The sequence below is a fragment of the Thermoplasma acidophilum DSM 1728 genome (assembly GCF_000195915.1).
Classification (GTDB): domain Archaea; phylum Thermoplasmatota; class Thermoplasmata; order Thermoplasmatales; family Thermoplasmataceae; genus Thermoplasma; species Thermoplasma acidophilum.
The window spans coordinates 18,452-35,896 of the sequence record NC_002578.1 but is presented as its reverse complement, the minus strand read 5'-3'; the positions used below and the strand labels follow the sequence as shown (position 1 = coordinate 35,896).

Sequence of the window (17,445 nt, the reverse complement as noted above, 5' to 3'; positions counted from 1 at the left end):
TAGGACACGGATAAGGCATGTCTGACGAATTCAAGCTCAATAATAAGGAACAGCGCGCGGATGAGTACAACGAGAGGGGTATTTCGTATTTCAACATCAACAAGTATGATAAAGCCGTGGAGGAGTTCACCAAGGCCATTGAGATAATTCCGGATGATCCCGATCTTTACCATAACAGAGGTATGGCCTATTATTCCATGAAGAAGTACGAGGAGGCCATAAAGGATCTGAAGAAGAGCATCAGCCTCGACGCTTCGCAACCGGATTACCACAACGTCCTCGGTTCAGTGTATGAGGATATGGGCCTCGTGGACAAGGCAATACAGGAGTTCACAGCTGCAATAAAGATAGAGAACGACATACCTGATTACTACTACAACAGGGGAAATGCCTACTGGAAGAAAGGCGATGTGGATAAGGCCCTGGAAGACTACTCCAAAGCTGCAGATCTTGACTCCACGGACCAGATATTCGTGTACAAGAAGTATGAGGCCCTCATGAACCTCGGCAGGCTGAATGAGGCCCTGGCCACGATAGAGAAGGCCATAAAGATAGTTCCAGCAAACTACAACTACCTGCTGATGAAAGCTGACGTGCTCATAAGGATGGGAAGGAAAGAAGAGGCCTCGGAAGTGATCGAAGAGGTGGAAAAGCTGGACCCAGGAAATCAGGAGGCTGAAAGGCTGAGAAAGATGATAATGCAGGGAGATCCGGTGCGCTGAGATCGGAATGCAAAAATTGAACTTTCTGTATATTTTCAAAATGATACGGCCTTTCCAGGCCGTGCCTGCATAGGAGGAGGATCATATTTTACGGCCGAGGCCTAAGCCTGAGCTTGGGTGCAGATCGCGGAGTATCATCCCTCCTCCCTGTATGTGTCGTTGTCTTCGCCACCGGTAAAATAGAGGGCCATCTGCGAGTAGATATCCTCGAAGCCAAACGAATCCCTGGACGATACCGGGTAAATCTTCGTCATTATGTTGCTCTCCTTGAAGGCCTGGAGTATGCCAACAAAATAGTCCTTCTCCATCTGGCCCTTTTCCTCCATGAATGCATCGTTGAGAAGATCCGGCGAAGATTCCCACTTCTTGACCTCCTGTATGTCTTCGTCTGAGACGAGGTCTATCTTGTTTAGAACGAACATCATTGGCCTGAAGAACCTCGAGAAAACAGACGCGTAGAGCATCTTCTGGGCGATGAACCCCGATGGGTACGTGGCCAGCGGCGCATCGGCTATGTACGCCATCATGGATCTCTGGCCGGATACCTTCTCCACTATCTCCGTGGATGATGTCCTGAATGTGAAGAGCTCTATCTGGCCCGGGGTATCCACCACCACATAATAGTCATCCAGATCCTCTAAGAACTCGGTGATCTTGTCCGTATAGCTGACGATCATGTCTGCCGCAACTATCTGCGACCCATTCGGCCCGAGGTTGTAATCGGACATGATCGAATCCAGGGATATGTATTCCCTTATGTCGAAGTCAGGTTCGTACGGAAGGTAATCCGCGCCTGGGTCCAGGTTGATTATTGCGGAGTCGAACTCCATGCGCTTCAGCCATTCATTCAGTGATCCTGAAAACGTTGATTTTCCGGTACCTGCTGGTCCGACAACGTAAAGTGCACCTATCATATCAGTACATATCGAGGCCGGTTATTTTAACTTCCCTGGGTTCTGGCTTTTCCTCCTCCTCGGTATCCGGGAAGGTCTCCTTTATGGTCCTTGCAAGGTTGTCGATCCTGGCCTTCAGATAATCTGGAAGCCTGTAGTTCTCGGCTATCTTGAGCGTTTCGTTGAGGTACTTCACCACACTTCCCTTGTGTATCGTAAGCGTCAGGCTTGTTGATCCGCATTTCTGGCACCGCCCGGACAACGGTATACGCCTGTACTTTGCATTGCACTTGGTGCATCTGAATTCCTGCGAGAAGAACTTCCTGAAGTTTCCGTACATGTCAGGCAGAAAGTGCGTGGATATAACCCTGGCAGCAACGTCATCAGCGTCCACGGCACGGAGCTTCTTCGCAAGGCCAAGCTGCTCGTTTATCTTTTCATCCATGGTTCCAAGCGTCTTGTACGAGGATACGAGTACCCCGCTGTTTATGTCCGAGGTATCCATCGTATACGATGATCCCATATAGGTTCCTGTCTTCTTGATCCTGACCTTCATGGTCATCATCGTGTCCTCTATCTCGGCCGGAGACGCATGGCGTTCGGCCGCCTCGTAGAAAAGCACAGGATACCTGGAAAGCGTATCAACGTTAAGCGCTTCCTTGTCTATCTCATCCGGGTTGATCAGGACGGACAGGACAAGCGGCGCATCCATGAGCCCCCCTCTGGTCGATGGCAGGTACCTGGCAGAGAAGTTGAGAAAGCCATCCATCAGGAGCATGACGCTGTCTTCATCACCGTCGCAGTTCCTCCTCTTTGCGGCATGGAAGAACGGATGTGCATAGAAGGCGTTGACGTCGCTGAAGCCTATTATCCTGCCCACGACACCGCCGGATGTATGCGGGGCCAGCCCTATTATGAGGTGGCCGATGAGGTCCTCTTCGCTTTCAAGCGAGTAGAACGGTGGCATGTTGTAGTATTTCACCAGAAGATCGTCGATGAATCTGGAGACGTTGAAAAGATACTTTGCCGCCTTTCTGGGAATTATAACGTCCTGCGGAAACAGCTCATTGACATCCCTGACCTCATAACCTAGATCTGCAAGTGTCCTTTCATCAATGCCTATCTCACGGTACCTGAAATGCGTTATCGGTATATCTGACATATCGAAACGGCATGTTCCGTCCTTGTTCACTGAAATATCATGCACAGCCCTGAGTATGCCTTTCTCTATAGGCTCCGCAACTTTCTCCTTTGACATCAGCTTCTTAACGCCCTTGAACTCCTTCAGGCTATCCAGGGAGATGCCAAGGATCGATTCTGCCCTGTTCAGTATTGATTCGAGATCTATGCTGCCGGTTTTCTCACCCAGAGGTGAACAGTGCCCTCCACACCTCGGGCACACTGGTGTAGGCGTCTCGAAGCCGCATGAATTGCATCTATAGAAGAATACCTCAGCTTTGTAGCTTCCCTCGCTGTTTTTGTTGGCTCCTATGATGGATCTTCTGGCCTCGCCGTAGCTTTCCACAGGAAACAGCGAGTGCACCATGGGTTTCATCTTCCGGTCCCCGGCCTTCTCTGGCCTGCCCAGCCTAGAGCCAACCCTGGTAGGTGCCCTCGGCTTTATTATGAGGCCGGAAAGATAGTTGACCGTTTCCATCACGCTGCCCTTCCTTTCGTATTTTTTCACGTTCACTATCTTCCCATTCCTAACATCGTAGCCCAGGGAGATAAGAAGCGGGTAGTAATCCCTGATGATGAGGTAATCGCCAGATCTTCTGAATTCGATGCCGAGTCTTATGAAAACGTCAAAGGCCGGATAAGGTACCCGCATGCCGTCCTCGGTTATACTCCACTGTTCCGCATTCTTAACAAGGAATTCCAGATCTTCAAATGATATATCGTGCCAGTAATAATCGTAGTATGGATGCAGCGGTATACCGTACTTCCTGGATATCTCCACCGCTGAAAACTGATCGATATCCTTTGCGTTCACGCCATCCGGCAGGTACTGCTCCCACCATTCAACCGTGAACGAGGGCGTGGGAAGCGGATAATTGTTCTCCAGAAAATCGCCGTAGGCTATCAGTATCTCTCCGGCATCGGTTATCTCCACAACATCATCGTACACTTCACGCGCCTTCTCGATATCGTTTATCTTCACATGATCCCCGTTTTTCAGCAAAACGGTTGGGCCATCGATCGTATCGCATGGTGTAACGGCAGCCGCCTTTCCGGGAAGCTCAACCTTTATCTGAGATCCGATGGCTATGAACTTGCCCATTATGTACATTGTCGCGGGATTTAGCGATGCGGCGGCAAGCCCAGATACCCTGCTCCTTCCGTACCTGAGCCTGAAACCGCCTGGCCTGGATGGGTGTGAGAAAACTGGCCTGCCTGCAACTATATCCTTCAGGAATTTGTCCGATTTCTTCGAGGACTTTCCCTCGGCCTTCCCACCGAGGTTCGCCAGGAAGTTCCAGTCATCAAGGTGCATTGAGCTTGTATACTTGAGTATCTTCCTGGCCTTCTGCACGAGGCCTTCGCACAGAACCAGGCACATCCCGCCCCTTATCCTGTTGGTCTTTATCCTCTCCATATCCCTGTGCCCGGACACCTCCTCCTCTTCGCTGCCCTCGCCATCTATGCATATGGGCGAGTTCCTCACAACCAGCTTGATCTCGTCCGGTGTCGGCATATACTGAAGGTGCTTGATGCGATCGTAACTTTCAATCTCCTCTATGTATCTCTCTATCTCATCCTCCGTTGGCTGAAAGCGTGATATGCCGAGCTCTCTCCTGACCACATCCCCTATGAGAACGCTCAGCGCCTGTGCAGTACCGCCTGCACCGCGGATTGGCCCGGCATATGAGATGCCAACATACTCGCTCCCATCCTGGTTCTTGCCGATGTACACATCGGCTATACCCTCAAGGGGCGCGACGAGTATACCCTCCGTCAGTATGGCGAGTCCCACCCTGATGGCCTTGTCCAGAGCCTCTTTCCTGTTATCCTTGAACATGGCGGCTATCCTTCTGGACATTTCCAGAGATACCTCCTCCCTGGACATCCTGCTGCTGAGATCCCTTATTTCCTGCGCTATCCCCTTTATTCCGATCAGCGCCTCTATTCTCTCCGCCATATCCGAAGCTAGCGGGATCTCCACATGATCGGAGACATCCAGGCCCTTGGCCCTGGCCTCTTGGGCCACATTGAAGGCCTCTCTGACCTTCTCGGTTATGTATTTCCTGTATCCCTCAAGATCAAAAGGCTTCTGGGACATTATCAACATCGGTAAAGCAAATGGGCATTAATAAAAGTGATGCGGATCTTCGTCAATGCCTTTTATCTAAGCGATGGCATTCATCATCGTGAGATGGGAATAGCTATTAGACGCGGATGGATGATCAGGCATGACAGATCTTTCGGAGCTTTTGATGGTTGAGCATTCCGCAATAAGGATACTTTCAAGGGTTGTATACGGAAAAGAATCGCTGGAGGCGTTCGAGGACTTCAACGAATACCTTGTGAAGGACCACGTAGAGGTTGAAGAGAAGATACTATTTCCCGTAATCGTTGATTTTGACTGGGAGGATCGCAAGGGTTTCGAGCAGACCGTTAACAGGATCAAGGCCGATCACAAGCTCATAGAGACCCTTGCGGAAAATATGCTGAAGTGGAAGAGATCCGGCAACGATGATCTGTACAATCTCAGGATGCCGCTTTTTTACAAGACGCTCACAGACCATAACCTCTCCGAAGAGGATCAGATCTTTCCAAGATGGAAGAAACTGGAAGCCGAGACAAGGGAAAATGCACTGAAGGAGGCCATGGATATAATACTTGACACCGGTCTGGACAGGTATTCGAGAAACACCGGTATTTCCAGGGAATTTCTGGCATACATAGAACCAGACGTTATCAGGTGATTTCATAATTATCGATTTATTTTATGAATATTGAGTAATCGGAGAATTCAAAGTATATATTTATAAGATAACGGAATAACATATCATGCCAAGATACGAGGTCTCGGAAGACCTTTCGGAAAGAATAAAGGATCTGAGCAGGGCCAGGCAGTCTCTGATAGAGGAGATCGAAGCCATGATGTTCTACGATGAGCGCGCTGACGCAACAAAGGATGCTGATCTGAAGCACATAATGGAGCACAACAGGGATGATGAGAAGGAGCACGCCGTTCTGCTGCTGGAATGGATAAGAAGGCATGATCCTGCCCTTGACAGGGAACTGCACGAGATACTCTATTCAGAAAAGCCCATAAAGGAACTGGGAGATTGAAAATAGTATTTTTGGATCGGTGAGTTTTTTCACAGATCCCCGAGTTCTTCTTTTTCAACGTCTGATATGTATTTTGTGGGGCATATTTTGATATCGCAGTTGTTACACAGTATCTGATCCGTGTCCATGTTGACCCTGACCTCGAGCGACTTCACACCGTCGATCTTCCTTATCTGGCCTATTATCCTGTCAGGGATCGGCCTGTAGAATATTATGCGGATGAAGCTCTCCTCCTGGCTCATGTTCCTCGAAAATACCTCCCTGATATAGCATCCGTACTTCGATATGGTGTTGAATATCTCCTTGAAAACATAGGGGAAATGCCCTAGGGTTGTGTATGCAGTTATTATCTGGTTTCCGGTCAGCAGAGCAACATCGGCAATATCTGCCATCGGCTTTATCGATGACATTACCCGCCTCAGAGAATCGTTTGACTCAACGAGCTTTATCGTTTCATAAACGGTCTTCCTGTTGACATTGAATGCGCTCGCTATCTCGCTGACCGATATCTCAACATCATTGGTGAAAAATCTGCCATTCCTTATTGATATGCCAGATGTGTAAAGCCCATCCACTATCCTCAGCTTGATTGGATGTTCCTTGAAGTACTCGTCGAGGATCAGCAGCATATGTCCACATTTTTAATATGTATAAATAGGTATCCAAATTTGACCAGCGATAAAAATATTTGAAACACCGATGTCCGCAAGAGGTGCTGACCCAAAGGTCGGTGGTGGATGGAATGCCGCCGGATGATGGCCGGAATGAACGGATTTAAGAAAGCATTTATAATAGAATAGAGATTTTACATGTGAATCCTAAAACCTGGATGGCGAATGTCTGGTATATCCATGAAATTGAGAATGTGCTGTATGATCAAGGGGCATAAAAGATGAACATAAAAAAGATGTCTGCCATTGGTTCGATCATCATCGTGATCTCCCTAGTTGTGTTCTCAGTGGCTATTTTGTCGATATCCAGAGATACCGGTGTGTACACTGTCAATTTATCTCCACAGGCCTCAGAGAACATATCCAGGTATGCCGGCCTTGATGATCTTATATCCTACCGGATAACCTTCAACAACGTGACAGGGCCGCTTTCATCATACCTCATATCGCCCACAGGAATACGAAGCCCATATCACAGCAGCCCCCTCAACACGACCGGAAACGTGGTTGCGGATGAAAGCGGATTGTGGTCGCTGTACATACTGAACACGGGAAATCGTACGATCCAGCTGACCGTTGAATTAACGGTGGTGCCGGAATCAACAATGTTCACGGTACTGGCAGCCTTCACGCTTCTTCCCATAGGGATAGTTATCCTGATATTCAACCCGGTGAAAAATAGAATAGAGAAATTTAAAAATACCAGGAGGAAAGTCTGATCATGGCCGCGATATGAGATATATCGTGGCACCATCCTCTTTTCTCTTCTCCACCTTTATGACCACATCCATTCCAACCTGCGGCTTATCTATGCTGGCATCGATCCAGGCAAGCACATTGAGGTTTTCCCTGTCAAGATGGGCTATGCCGACCGTGTAATCGCCAAACCCCGAGAAAGACTTCGGCTTTGCGAATATCCTTGTGAATGTCAGCAGATGCCCGTGCGTATCAAGCTGGTAGAATTCCATATCTCCGGAATAGCCACATTCAGAGCACCAGGCCTGGGGCGGGAAAAACCTGGCGCCGCACACAGGGCACCTGGTGCCCATTATGACGCCATGATCCAGACCATCGTAGAATTTCTCTATCCTGGAAACCGGTATTCTGTACTTTATGCTTAGATTGCGCATATCCACGAGCAGTGCGTTATTTGTCTTTTCATCCCTGGCAATATATTCTGGCATTGCTTTCACCTCACACAGAGTAAATGGTAACATAGGCATAGTGCCCTGTACCGCCCACGTTATGGGTCAGGAATTTTCCATTTTTAACGTCTATCTGCCGGCCTGGTTCGGCCTTTCTCAGGAGCTGCTTCGAGGCCTCCACGGCCATGGCAACTCCAGTTGCCCCTATTGGATGGCCCTTGGATATCAGGCCGCCGTCAACGTTTACAGGTATCTTTCCGCCTATGTATGTTTCACCGTCCCTCAGCATGTCAAGGCCCTTTCCCCTCTCGGCGAAGCCCAGATCCTCATATGCCAGAACCTCGGCTATCGAAAAGCAGTCATGCACATCTGCACCGTCAAGGTATCTGTAAGGTTTAGCTGCGTCTATTTTCGCCATCCGGTATGCCTTGGCAGCAGCTTCCCGTGCAGCTTCTATGTGAACAAAATCGTCCCTCTTGCTGAGATTTGCAGTTCCAAGGTTTGAACCTATGGCATCAATCCAAACGGGAGTATCCGTGTACTGCTTCGCCACATCCTCTGATGCCAGTATGACCGCTGCTGATCCGTCGGTTATGGGCGATGAATCGTACAGTTTCAGCGGAGACGCTATGTATCTGCTCTTCATAACGTCATCCACCGTTATCTCGTTGCTGAAGTGTGCTATTGGATTCAGGTGGGCGTAGTGATGATTCTTTACCGATACAAGCGCCAGGTCTTCTTCCTTGCCCGAATATCTGTTCAGGTATGCCGTCGCGTACAGAGCATAGTATCCTGGAAATGTCAGTCCGAAGAACTCATACTCCCAGAGAAAGTTTCCAGCCCTTCCTATGAGCTCTATCGCGGTTTCGCTCTCCACCTCGTTCATCTTCTCTATGCCAAGTGCAATGGCTATCTTGGATCTGCCGGACCTTATGGCATCGTATGCGGAGGCTATGGCAGAGCTGCCACTTGCGCATGCAGCCTCCACCCTGTGAAGCCCTGCATTTCTTATTCCAAGAACTTCGCCAGCAACGACCGCAGGCAACTCCTCGGAGCTCCACATGCCCATGTTCGATACAACCATGTAGTCAATGTCCTTTTTATCAACACCGCTTGATCTTATGGCTTCTGACCCGGCTTCCCATATGAGGTCGTACATCGATGCATCCGTGCGTTTGCCAAATTTGCTGATGCCGTACCCGATGATTGCTACTCTGTTCATCATCTATAGTATTCCGTCTCCATATTTAGGTTATGGTTTCCGTTAACCATGTCAACGGAGACCTTTAGAAGTTATCATCTCTCTGATGCTTAAACTTCTCGGATACAACCCAATACCCTCTATCCCGTCCGCAAAAGCTTCAGAGATTGCCTTTTTTATGGTGTTGTATAATGCGTTCAGATCCGCATGTATCAATATTCCTTTATGGGATCGGAATATGCCTCTCTTTATGCGCTTTCCCATGTACGTTTCATGCTTTTCTATGCTTTCATTGTCGATGAAGGAGCATACGCTTGTGTAGCTTTCATCAAGTACGATGACGTTTATGCCTGCTTCCTGCCCCTTGTAGCGTATCTGTTCGATCAGAATGTTGAAGGGTATCTGTACGAAGTTCTGGTTGTTCTTCTTTCCCATGTCCGGAGTATGCTTCCATCCTTGACTGTGACCGATGACGATCGTATCTACATTCATGCTTAAGGCATATCTGATTATGGCTCTGCTCAGCTTGTGCATGATGTCCTTAATCTTACCGTTTCTAACCGCGTAGAGATTCTTTATTCTTCTTGTATTCCCCTTACCATCATTCTGCCTGTCGCTTACCGATTTCAGCTTCGATAACTCCTTGTTAAAGTACTGGTTTATGGATCTAAGGACACCGCCCTTAACAGCAATACCCTCTTCGGACATGTTGTTTCCAATGGTTACGATATTCCTTACACCCATATCGATGCCTAGTATTCTTTTGGGATTTAAATCTGATATATCTGATATCTCTTTAGAATATACAATCCCTACATTATAACCAGAACCTAATGGTATAATTCTAACCTCTCTTAGATTTCTATTATCATCTAATCTAGTTCTCACCTCCAAATCCATTATTTTGTGGTTTTGGAACACCATTAAATAATTCCGGATGCTTCTTATATGCTTTCAATGCCCTGAAGAATGAATTCCATGATTGTTTTACCTTTTTAATTGTCCACTGTGCTGTCTGTGCAGGCAGTTTCTGGAAGTTGTTGTTTTCCTCAATATCTGATGGTATTGAGAACTGTTTTGCAAGATCTTTATATGATGACATCTTCTCTTTATTGAAGAACTGATTTCTTAGAATGTAATTTGCCTGGTTGAACAGGTTCTTTGACATATGGCACATTTTGGATATTACACCATTACCACGGATAAATACCTGTTCAGTTCTCATTACCTTCATAGCCGACCTCTATTGAATCCTCTTTTCTTCTTGAATGCATCCTCACAGAATGGTGGTGGATCATGCCCATGATGTCCTCGAAAAACTCCTCCGAATCATCCTAATCATTATAATTATAATAACCATTGGGCATAACCGTAAACCTTATTTTACCTGTTGAGGCATATACATGGAGTGCCTTTCTGGAAATACGCAACAGGTTCAATACCTCATTTGCTTTCATGGTTATTATCATACTATATAACTTATATAAATCGTTATTGGGATTATTAGTTATATCAACGGCAGAACGTATTCTTGATGAATTCATACTGCAGCCCGCAATGCTTAAATGCCGCTCATCAATATGAATGGGATGCAGACAGCGGAATTCGATGGTACGGGAAGAAAGGTATCGGTCATCGGTGTAGGAACATGGTCACTTGAAGGATCAAGATCCGAGAACGTAAGATCGATAAGATACGCTCTCGACCACGGTGTCAACTTCATAGACACTGCGGAAATGTACGGCACTGAGGATATAGTCGGCGAGGCCATAAAGGGCTATCGCAGGGAGGATCTATTCATAGCGACAAAGGTATGGCCGACACACTTCGCCTACCATGACGTGCTGAAGTCCTGCGAAGAGAGCCTCAAAAAGCTCGGTACCGATTACGTTGACCTGTACCAGCTGCACTGGCCCAACCCTTCCGTAAGCATAAAGGAGACCATGAGCGCGATGGAGAAACTCGTTGATGAAGGCAGGATAAGGTACATAGGCATAAGCAATTTCTCCGTCAAGGAGATGAAGGAGGCCATGAGCGCTCTGGCAAAGTACAGGATAGTTTCAAATCAGTTGGAATACAATGTTGCCACAAGAGAGATAGAGGATGAGGGCATTTACGATTTCTGCAGGAAGAACGGCATGGCGATAATAGCTTACAGCCCGCTCTCCCATGGAAAGATCTTCGGAAACGAAATGATACTGGAAACGCTAACGGATATAGGCAAGAAATACGGAAAGAGACCCGCCCAGGTTGCACTTAACTGGATCATAAGGAAGGGTGCGTTTCCCATTCCAAAGGCAAGCAAGCCGATCCACATGGCAGAGAATATAGAATCGACGGATTTCACACTCTCTGATGAGGATATGAAGACCCTGGATTCGCTGTACCAAAGGCATCCTATCAGGTCCATAGCCAGCAGGTACAAGGGTCACTGAAGTATTTCATGGCCATGCCTGGATCATGCGAATGAAATCGCCGAATCTGGAAACAAGCGAAATTTCGAACTTCGAAAATAAAAATTTTAATACTGTATTGCATTAACTTGTCGTACCAGTTTCAAGACTGGTAGATAAGAATGGAAGAACTGCTAAACGTTGAGGCAAAACCCCCGGGGCGTACGCCCACAATAAAAGCGTATGCACTTGGGAACAAGCTCCATCTGAACAACCTTTTTTTGAAGTTCGAAGGGGCTAACGCAACAGGAACTCAGAAGGATCGCATCTCTGAGGCGCACGTTATAAATGCCATGCGTGGTGGATACAACGGGATCGCCGTGGGTACCTGCGGCAACTACGGTGCTTCCATAGCGTATTTTGCCCATCAGTACGGCGTGAAGTCCTATATTGGCATTCCAAGATCCTATTCACACGACAGGACAGATTTCATGCAGTCTGAACAGGCAGAGATCCTGTACTACGACGGAAAATATGAAGAAACTGTGGAATTCATAAGAGATTTTTCCAAGGACAACGGCCTCTATGATGCAAGCCCTGGATCCGCCAACTCATCCATCGACAAGATGATGTACGCCACCATAGCGTTCGAAATATACGAAGCGCTGCTAACCGTTCCTTCCTACGTTATAGTTCCTGTGGGAAACGGTACCACACTGGCTGGGATATACCATGGTTTCAGGAGAATGTACGATGAGGGCGTGATCGATCACCTTCCAAGGATGGTCGGCGTCAGCACGTCGGGAGGAAATCCCATAGTTGATTCCTGGAGGCATGGATACAGCAGAGTGGTGGATCTCAATCCTGAAGAGATCAGGGAGACCAGCATCAATGAACCTCTGGTCTCGTACAGATCATTCGACGGACAGGATGCCCTGAGCGCAATAAGGGAAACCCACGGAAGGGCAATGTACGTCAGCGATGAGGAGATGGTGTATTACTCCAACCTCATATACAGTGCGGAGGGTCTCAACCCCCTGCCAGCCTCGGCTTCTGCCGTGGCTGCTATAGGCCATCTTAAGGTAAAACAGGATGAAACTGTTGTCTCTGTAATAACCGGGAGGCAGATATAATGGAAAATGCAACTATTTTGTCGGAGGGCGTTTTTGGTACAACGTACGGTAAGACTGCAAACGGTCTGGTAAGGTACAGCAAGCGCTACAAGATACTCTCAGTGATAGACTCAAGGCTGGCTGGCCAGGATGCCGGCAGCGTGCTGATGCACAGGTATGCAGGAATACCAATAATCTCAAGCGTGGAAGAGGGCCTCCGCGGCGGGGCTGAAACGCTGATAGTCGGTATTGCCTCAGATGGGGGTGTGCTTCCTGACAGCTACAGGCCATACATAAAAACCGCCATAAACCACGGTATGAACATAGTGAGCGGCCTTCACGATTTCATAAGCGATGATCCTGAATTCTCCAAGCTTGCAAAGCGCACTGGATCGAAGATAACGGATGTAAGAAAGATGTTCAAGGACAGGAAGTACTTCTTTACCGGAAACATTGAGAAGGTCAAGGCGAAGAAGATAGCGGTGCTTGGAACTGACAGTGCCATAGGAAAGCGCACCACGGCCATCTACCTGAACCGCGCCATGAAGGCCATAGGAAAGAAGAGTGTAATGATAGGTACCGGTCAGACCTCATGGATGCAGGGATTCAAGTACACGGTGGTCATAGATGCCATAGTGAATGACTTCGTCGCCGGAGCCCTTGAATCCATAACATATGAGGCATGGGATGTGGAGAGACCTGACTACATGTTCATAGAAGGGCAGGGATCCGTTCTGCATCCGGCGTACCCTGGCAGCTTTGAGATCATAGGCGCAACCAGGCCGGATGCCATCATACTCCAGCATGCTCCGATGAGAAAGTACTTCGACGGCTTCCCTGGATACGAGATCCCGCCTCTGGAGAAGTTCATAAACATACTTGAGCTCCTGTCAAACAAACGTGTCATAGCCATCGCGCTCAATACCGAGAACATGGACGAATCCATGATCAAGGAGGAAAAATCAAAGCTGCAGGCAAAGTTTGGAATACCTGTTTTTGACCCGCTGCAGAGGCTTTCCTCCGTTACAAGAGAGATCGACAGCTACAAGATCTGAAATAATTTTTTTAATTTTGGTGATACATTTTGAACACTAGCGTTGAGGATTCAAGAAATTACTACGACAGGGTCCGCCAGTTCGATCTCATCCAGGTCAGCATCGATTCAGTTTCAGGCAGAAGGATAAAAGCCAGGATATTAGCGGATGATCTTTCATTTAACCTCTACTTCGACTACGACGAGGATGTACCGCTGGATGATCGCGTCGCTGGGATGATCGCCTCTCTTCCAGTGGTTAACTATGCGTACTTCACAAGGGAGATCAGGCTGAATTTTCCGGTGCCAAAGAGTTTTCTAGATCAGCTGCGCGAGTTTGTCAGGATAAACAACATCGAGACGTTCATAAACAGCATAGTGAGGAGAAGGTACGAGTTCTTCAGGAGAGATTACCTTCCGGATGAAAGCGAAATAACGCAGGAAAACGCGGAGGGTCATACGATTATAAGCGCTGAGTCCGTTTACAGCAATGAACCATTCCATCTGGCCACAGAAAGAAACAGGGTTGCCGTGATGTCATCTGGCGGGAAGGAGAGCCTTACCACGTTTGGAATGCTGCGGGAGATCGGCGCTGACGTTTTTCCTGTGTTCTTCAACGAGTCCGGTGGACACTGGAAGACGGCCAAGATTGCCTACGATTACATGAAGAAAAATTACAGCAATGTACACAAGGTATGGTCTAACGTAGACCGTTTCTATTCCTTTATGAACGGGCACATGCCGATGCTTGACCAGAAGGAGATAAGGAAAACAGCTGACAGCTATCCAGTGCAGATGTTCATCTTTCCAGTCTACGTTTTCTCTATGCTGCCCTATGTTATAAAATACGGCATAGGGAATATAGCCCTTGGTGACGAGTTCGATGATCCGATCTATCAGGAGAAATACAGGGGAATAAAGCATTTCTACGGGGTGTACGACCAGACGAATGAGTTCAATGACACCGTCTCCGATCTGCTTGCCAGGATCGGGATGCCTGTCCGCGTATTTTCAGCGGTTTACCCAATATTCGGTACTCTTGTTGAGAAGATACTCGTGAAGAGATACCCGGAACTGCTCAGGATACAGAGATCATGCCACCTCTGCCATTATGAGGGGGAAGAGGTCGTTCCGTGCGGCAGATGCACAAAGTGCCTTGGCGTACTTCTCTTCATGATCAATGCCGGAGGCGATCCCACCACCGCAGGCTACAAACCGGAAGCGGTCAAGAACCTGAAGAAGAACCTTGAAACGGCAAACATGCGTCTCGATCCTGTTGAACTGGATTACCTTACAAGATCAGTTTTCCTTGGCCAGAGAGATGAGAGCCATGTGGAAGGCATTCACATACTGCCCGGAGAGGATAGACTGCTTTCAAAGGTTCCGGACGAGTTCCGCGACGGTGTTCTGCGCATAATATCAGAATACGCAAACGGTGCATACAGAATAGACGGCGGGAGATGGGTACGGATGGGAACCCCATGATTCAGAAATAGGCGTTCTCGATCTCCGGAATTTTTTCAGGATCCGCCTCGCGGTATTCATCCAGTGGATTTTTGTTAAGTTGAAGGAAATTCTGGCCCCATGTGTACTTAGACAGTATCGCTGATGCATCGTCCTGAAAGCCCATTATATACAGGGCCGCCGCAACGGCCTCTATTGAGGAGAGTTTTTCCAGCTTTCCGTAGTTGACCGGATTGGCCGCCAGAAGCTTTGGAAGCCTGCGGCCATACGGAAAGCGAAGGCCTGCGAATGTATCCTCCCTGTTCCATGAGCCCTCAATGACGCAGATGCCGCTTCTTTCCGCAATGAACCTGTCATTCTTTGACAGCACCGTATCAGCAGATCTGGTGAGCATCAGCTTATCCCTGGCACCGCCAGGGCTTATTCTCCTGGCGATTCCAAAACGCTCAAGCTTCCTCATGGTGGATTTTTTTGGATCGTCCTGCTTCAGGTATATGAAATAAATGTAGATCATATGGTGATCAATTCCAGAGAATTTTCGTCAGCATATTTCTTGACCATCTCCCTCACGTTTCCGCGCGTACCCTTTCTGTCCATAATGAAACCTTTGCATCCAGGGGTCCTCTTGACGGCCATGTCTATCTCCCATGGCTCAAGGGCGTCATGGTCATGCTTGGATATTATATGGCCTATATTCACACTGTTCTCCCTGAAATACTCCTTTATCTTCGGTGCGTAGTGGCCGCCGCCTACACCCACAAAGGCATCGTAATCGCGAACGTCAGGGTTCATGACGGAGTCAACCGTGGTACTCAGCGCTTCAGGATCGTTCCACTCGTTTTCTGTTGTACCTATTTCAACATAGTAGTTCGGTATATCGAAGATCGGGCCATGGTGCGTGGCCTCAAATGTGACCTCAAATCTGCTGCCGGAATAGGATTCCATCATCCTCCGCAGCGTCCCGGACATGACCCTGGGGCATGAGATGTTTATGGTCCTCGGTTTGCCACCAAGATCTGCTGAAGGCCCGAAGTTGCCAGTCGGGTGTGCGGTGAGAGATTTCACATCTGCTGCGGATGAATGCCTTGAGAGAACAACCAAATAGTCGTATTTTCCTGAAAGCGACATATCATGGAAAATGTGCCTGTCCTCTATGATCACGAGATCGAAGTCCCCATGGTTTAGAACCCCGCCTTTCTCAGAGAATGTGTACTTTTCGGTGAGATAATCCAGCATCCTGACGCTTGCTGGATCCGATCTGGAAGCGACTATAAGATGCATCGGAATGCATATTTTTACATCTTATAAATACATTGATAACCGGTATATGCGCCATCTATGTGCTTGGATCCTCATCACAGGATGGCGTTTCTCAGAGCCTGAATCAGGAGGGCATTTTCAGATCGCCCCCTGACGGCAACCCTGTAGCAGTTCTTGCCGAAATCCGCATAGTCTGAAAGATCCCTTATCAGTATTCCAGATTTCAGCAGCTGCTTCTTCAGATCGATCTCAAATGGGGATCTGAAGGCTATGAAATTGGCATGCGGATCTCCAAGTATCTCGAAACCCATGTTCTCTAAAGCTTCCATCAGGTAAGATCGCTCTTCGCCGATCCTCTTTAAACTGGTATCCCTCAAAGCCTTGAGATCGGCCTTCCTCACGAATTCAAGTGCAGGTTCGCAGACAGCCCACGGTTCCTCTCTGTCCCTTATCATGCCGAACACCTGATCGCTGACCAGTATGTATCCAAGCCTTAAAGACGGAATTGACAGTATTTTCGTCAGAGATCGGCCTATTATCACGTTTCCCATTTCTTCAGCTATCCTTACTGTCTCCTCTGCATGTTCTGGAACGAAGTCACCGAATGCCTGATCCACAAACAGTATTCCGCCCATCCTGCTCATCTCCATGGATAACTTACGGAGGAGCCCGGCGTCAACGAGATCTCCCGTCGGGTTGACCGGAGAGCATATGAAAATTGAATCTGGCCTGTAGGACCTCACGATCTCTGGATTCCTCTTCAGGACTCCAAGGCCGAGTGATGATGTTCTTGAGCCATAGGCAAGCAGCGATGCTTCGTATTCGTTGAAGTTTGGTTCTATGATAAGCGATCGCCTCAACCCCATCCATGCAGGTATTCTGTAAATGAAGTGTGTAAGTCCCGGCCCGATAATGACTCGAAGAGATTTTGCACCGGTGTACTGCAGTATCATCTTTTCAATATCGCCTGGAGATACCTCAGGATATCTCGAAAGCACCCCGGTATCTATGAACGCATTTGTATTTGCGCTGAAATCCAGAATATTTTCGTACTGACCACTGTATGCATATACATCTCCACCGTGTTTCCTCATGCCCTGATGCCTCTGTTCGTTTTTCAGTTATACCAGCGCTGATCTTCAATCTTTGCTGTTTGCATCATTCCGGCATGGATCCCATTGCGTGCGCAAAAGAGGAATTGTATTCCATTGCCGTTCCCAAGCTTTATTAATGAATTAAAATTAGACCCTCAGAT

Annotated in this window: 18 protein-coding genes and 1 pseudogene; 8 read left to right on the top strand and 11 right to left on the bottom strand. The window is 47.9% G+C overall.

Annotated elements, in window-relative coordinates; all coding sequences use genetic code 11:
- Window positions 1–17 precede the first annotated feature (17 nt).
- Window positions 18–722: a tetratricopeptide repeat protein gene (locus TA_RS00195; protein ID WP_048161395.1), complete on the top strand. Its 705-nt coding sequence runs from the start codon at window positions 18–20 to the stop codon at window positions 720–722.
- A gap of 134 nt (window positions 723–856) precedes the next feature.
- Here TA_RS00195 and TA_RS00190 read toward each other — a convergent pair whose 3' ends face one another.
- Window positions 857–1,636 carry an ATP/GTP-binding protein gene (locus TA_RS00190; RefSeq protein ID WP_010900465.1) on the bottom strand — a complete coding sequence of 260 codons (780 nt, stop codon included), beginning with the start codon at window positions 1,634–1,636 and terminating at the stop codon, window positions 857–859.
- Window position 1,637: 1 nt separating this feature from the next.
- The gene (locus TA_RS00185) at window positions 1,638–4,895 is read right to left on the bottom strand and encodes a DNA polymerase II large subunit (RefSeq protein ID WP_010900464.1); all 3,258 of its coding nucleotides are present in this window, start codon (window positions 4,893–4,895) and stop codon (window positions 1,638–1,640) included.
- Window positions 4,896–5,025: 130 nt separating this feature from the next.
- Between TA_RS00185 and TA_RS00180 the strand changes: the two genes are divergently transcribed.
- Together TA_RS00180 and TA_RS00175 are read left to right on the top strand one after the other, a co-directional pair.
- Window positions 5,026–5,541 (top strand): hemerythrin domain-containing protein, encoded by a 516-nt coding sequence (locus TA_RS00180; protein ID WP_010900463.1) that lies wholly within the window; start codon window positions 5,026–5,028, stop codon window positions 5,539–5,541.
- Window positions 5,542–5,626: 85 nt separating this feature from the next.
- On the top strand, window positions 5,627–5,911 hold the full coding sequence (locus tag TA_RS00175) for a ferritin family protein (protein WP_010900462.1): 285 nt from the start codon (window positions 5,627–5,629) through the stop codon (window positions 5,909–5,911).
- Window positions 5,912–5,940: 29 nt separating this feature from the next.
- Here TA_RS00175 and TA_RS00170 read toward each other — a convergent pair whose 3' ends face one another.
- Window positions 5,941–6,540: a hypothetical protein gene (locus TA_RS00170; protein WP_010900461.1), complete on the bottom strand. Its 600-nt coding sequence runs from the start codon at window positions 6,538–6,540 to the stop codon at window positions 5,941–5,943.
- A 263-nt stretch (window positions 6,541–6,803) separates the two neighbouring features.
- On the opposite strand from TA_RS00170, the gene TA_RS00165 reads away from it, so the two are divergent.
- Window positions 6,804–7,301 (top strand): hypothetical protein, encoded by a 498-nt coding sequence (locus tag TA_RS00165; protein ID WP_048161392.1) that lies wholly within the window; start codon window positions 6,804–6,806, stop codon window positions 7,299–7,301.
- Here the strand turns inward: TA_RS00165 and TA_RS00160 are convergent, their stop codons facing one another.
- From TA_RS00160 to TA_RS08380, 5 genes and pseudogenes are all read right to left on the bottom strand, one after another.
- Entirely contained in the window at window positions 7,302–7,766 is a 465-nt protein-coding gene (locus TA_RS00160; protein WP_241761843.1) for a Zn-ribbon domain-containing OB-fold protein, read from the bottom strand.
- Between the two features lie 10 nt (window positions 7,767–7,776).
- Window positions 7,777–8,949, bottom strand: coding sequence for a thiolase domain-containing protein (locus TA_RS00155; protein ID WP_048162194.1), 1,173 nt, complete (start codon window positions 8,947–8,949; stop codon window positions 7,777–7,779).
- Between the two features lie 51 nt (window positions 8,950–9,000).
- Window positions 9,001–9,828: an RNA-guided endonuclease InsQ/TnpB family protein gene (locus TA_RS00150; protein WP_241761842.1), complete on the bottom strand. Its 828-nt coding sequence runs from the start codon at window positions 9,826–9,828 to the stop codon at window positions 9,001–9,003.
- A complete protein-coding gene (locus TA_RS08265) occupies window positions 9,806–10,162 on the bottom strand; it encodes a hypothetical protein (protein WP_010900456.1) in 357 nt (118 codons plus the stop codon). The genes TA_RS00150 and TA_RS08265 overlap by 23 nt, the downstream gene beginning before the upstream one ends.
- A gap of 103 nt (window positions 10,163–10,265) precedes the next feature.
- A pseudogene (locus TA_RS08380) lies at window positions 10,266–10,385 on the bottom strand (IS607 family transposase); the annotation flags it as partial.
- 132 nt (window positions 10,386–10,517) lie between these two features.
- Here TA_RS08380 and TA_RS00145 point away from each other — a divergent pair.
- From TA_RS00145 to TA_RS00130, 4 genes are all read left to right on the top strand, one after another.
- Window positions 10,518–11,363, top strand: coding sequence for an aldo/keto reductase (locus TA_RS00145; protein WP_048162193.1), 846 nt, complete (start codon window positions 10,518–10,520; stop codon window positions 11,361–11,363).
- Window positions 11,364–11,503: 140 nt separating this feature from the next.
- The gene (locus TA_RS00140; RefSeq protein ID WP_010900454.1) at window positions 11,504–12,454 is read left to right on the top strand and encodes a pyridoxal-phosphate dependent enzyme; all 951 of its coding nucleotides are present in this window, start codon (window positions 11,504–11,506) and stop codon (window positions 12,452–12,454) included.
- The gene (locus tag TA_RS00135; RefSeq protein WP_048161388.1) at window positions 12,454–13,488 is read left to right on the top strand and encodes a DUF1611 domain-containing protein; all 1,035 of its coding nucleotides are present in this window, start codon (window positions 12,454–12,456) and stop codon (window positions 13,486–13,488) included. The genes TA_RS00140 and TA_RS00135 overlap by 1 nt, the downstream gene beginning before the upstream one ends.
- A 29-nt stretch (window positions 13,489–13,517) precedes the next feature.
- Complete coding sequence (locus TA_RS00130; RefSeq protein ID WP_010900452.1) at window positions 13,518–14,951, top strand: 7-cyano-7-deazaguanine synthase; 1,434 nt, start codon at window positions 13,518–13,520, stop codon at window positions 14,949–14,951.
- Window position 14,952: 1 nt separating this feature from the next.
- Here the strand turns inward: TA_RS00130 and TA_RS00125 are convergent, their stop codons facing one another.
- The 3 genes from TA_RS00125 to TA_RS00115 all read right to left on the bottom strand — a co-directional run bounded on the left by TA_RS00125 (window position 14,953) and on the right by TA_RS00115 (window position 17,284).
- Complete coding sequence (locus TA_RS00125; protein ID WP_010900451.1) at window positions 14,953–15,444, bottom strand: DUF367 family protein; 492 nt, start codon at window positions 15,442–15,444, stop codon at window positions 14,953–14,955.
- Window positions 15,441–16,211 carry a D-aminoacyl-tRNA deacylase gene (locus TA_RS00120; protein ID WP_010900450.1) on the bottom strand — a complete coding sequence of 257 codons (771 nt, stop codon included), beginning with the start codon at window positions 16,209–16,211 and terminating at the stop codon, window positions 15,441–15,443. Before TA_RS00120 ends, TA_RS00125 begins: the two co-directional genes overlap by 4 nt.
- Window positions 16,212–16,285: 74 nt before the next feature.
- Window positions 16,286–17,284, bottom strand: a complete 999-nt coding sequence (locus tag TA_RS00115) for an aminotransferase class I/II-fold pyridoxal phosphate-dependent enzyme (protein WP_010900449.1) — start codon at window positions 17,282–17,284, stop codon at window positions 16,286–16,288.
- Window positions 17,285–17,445: the final 161 nt, after the last annotated feature.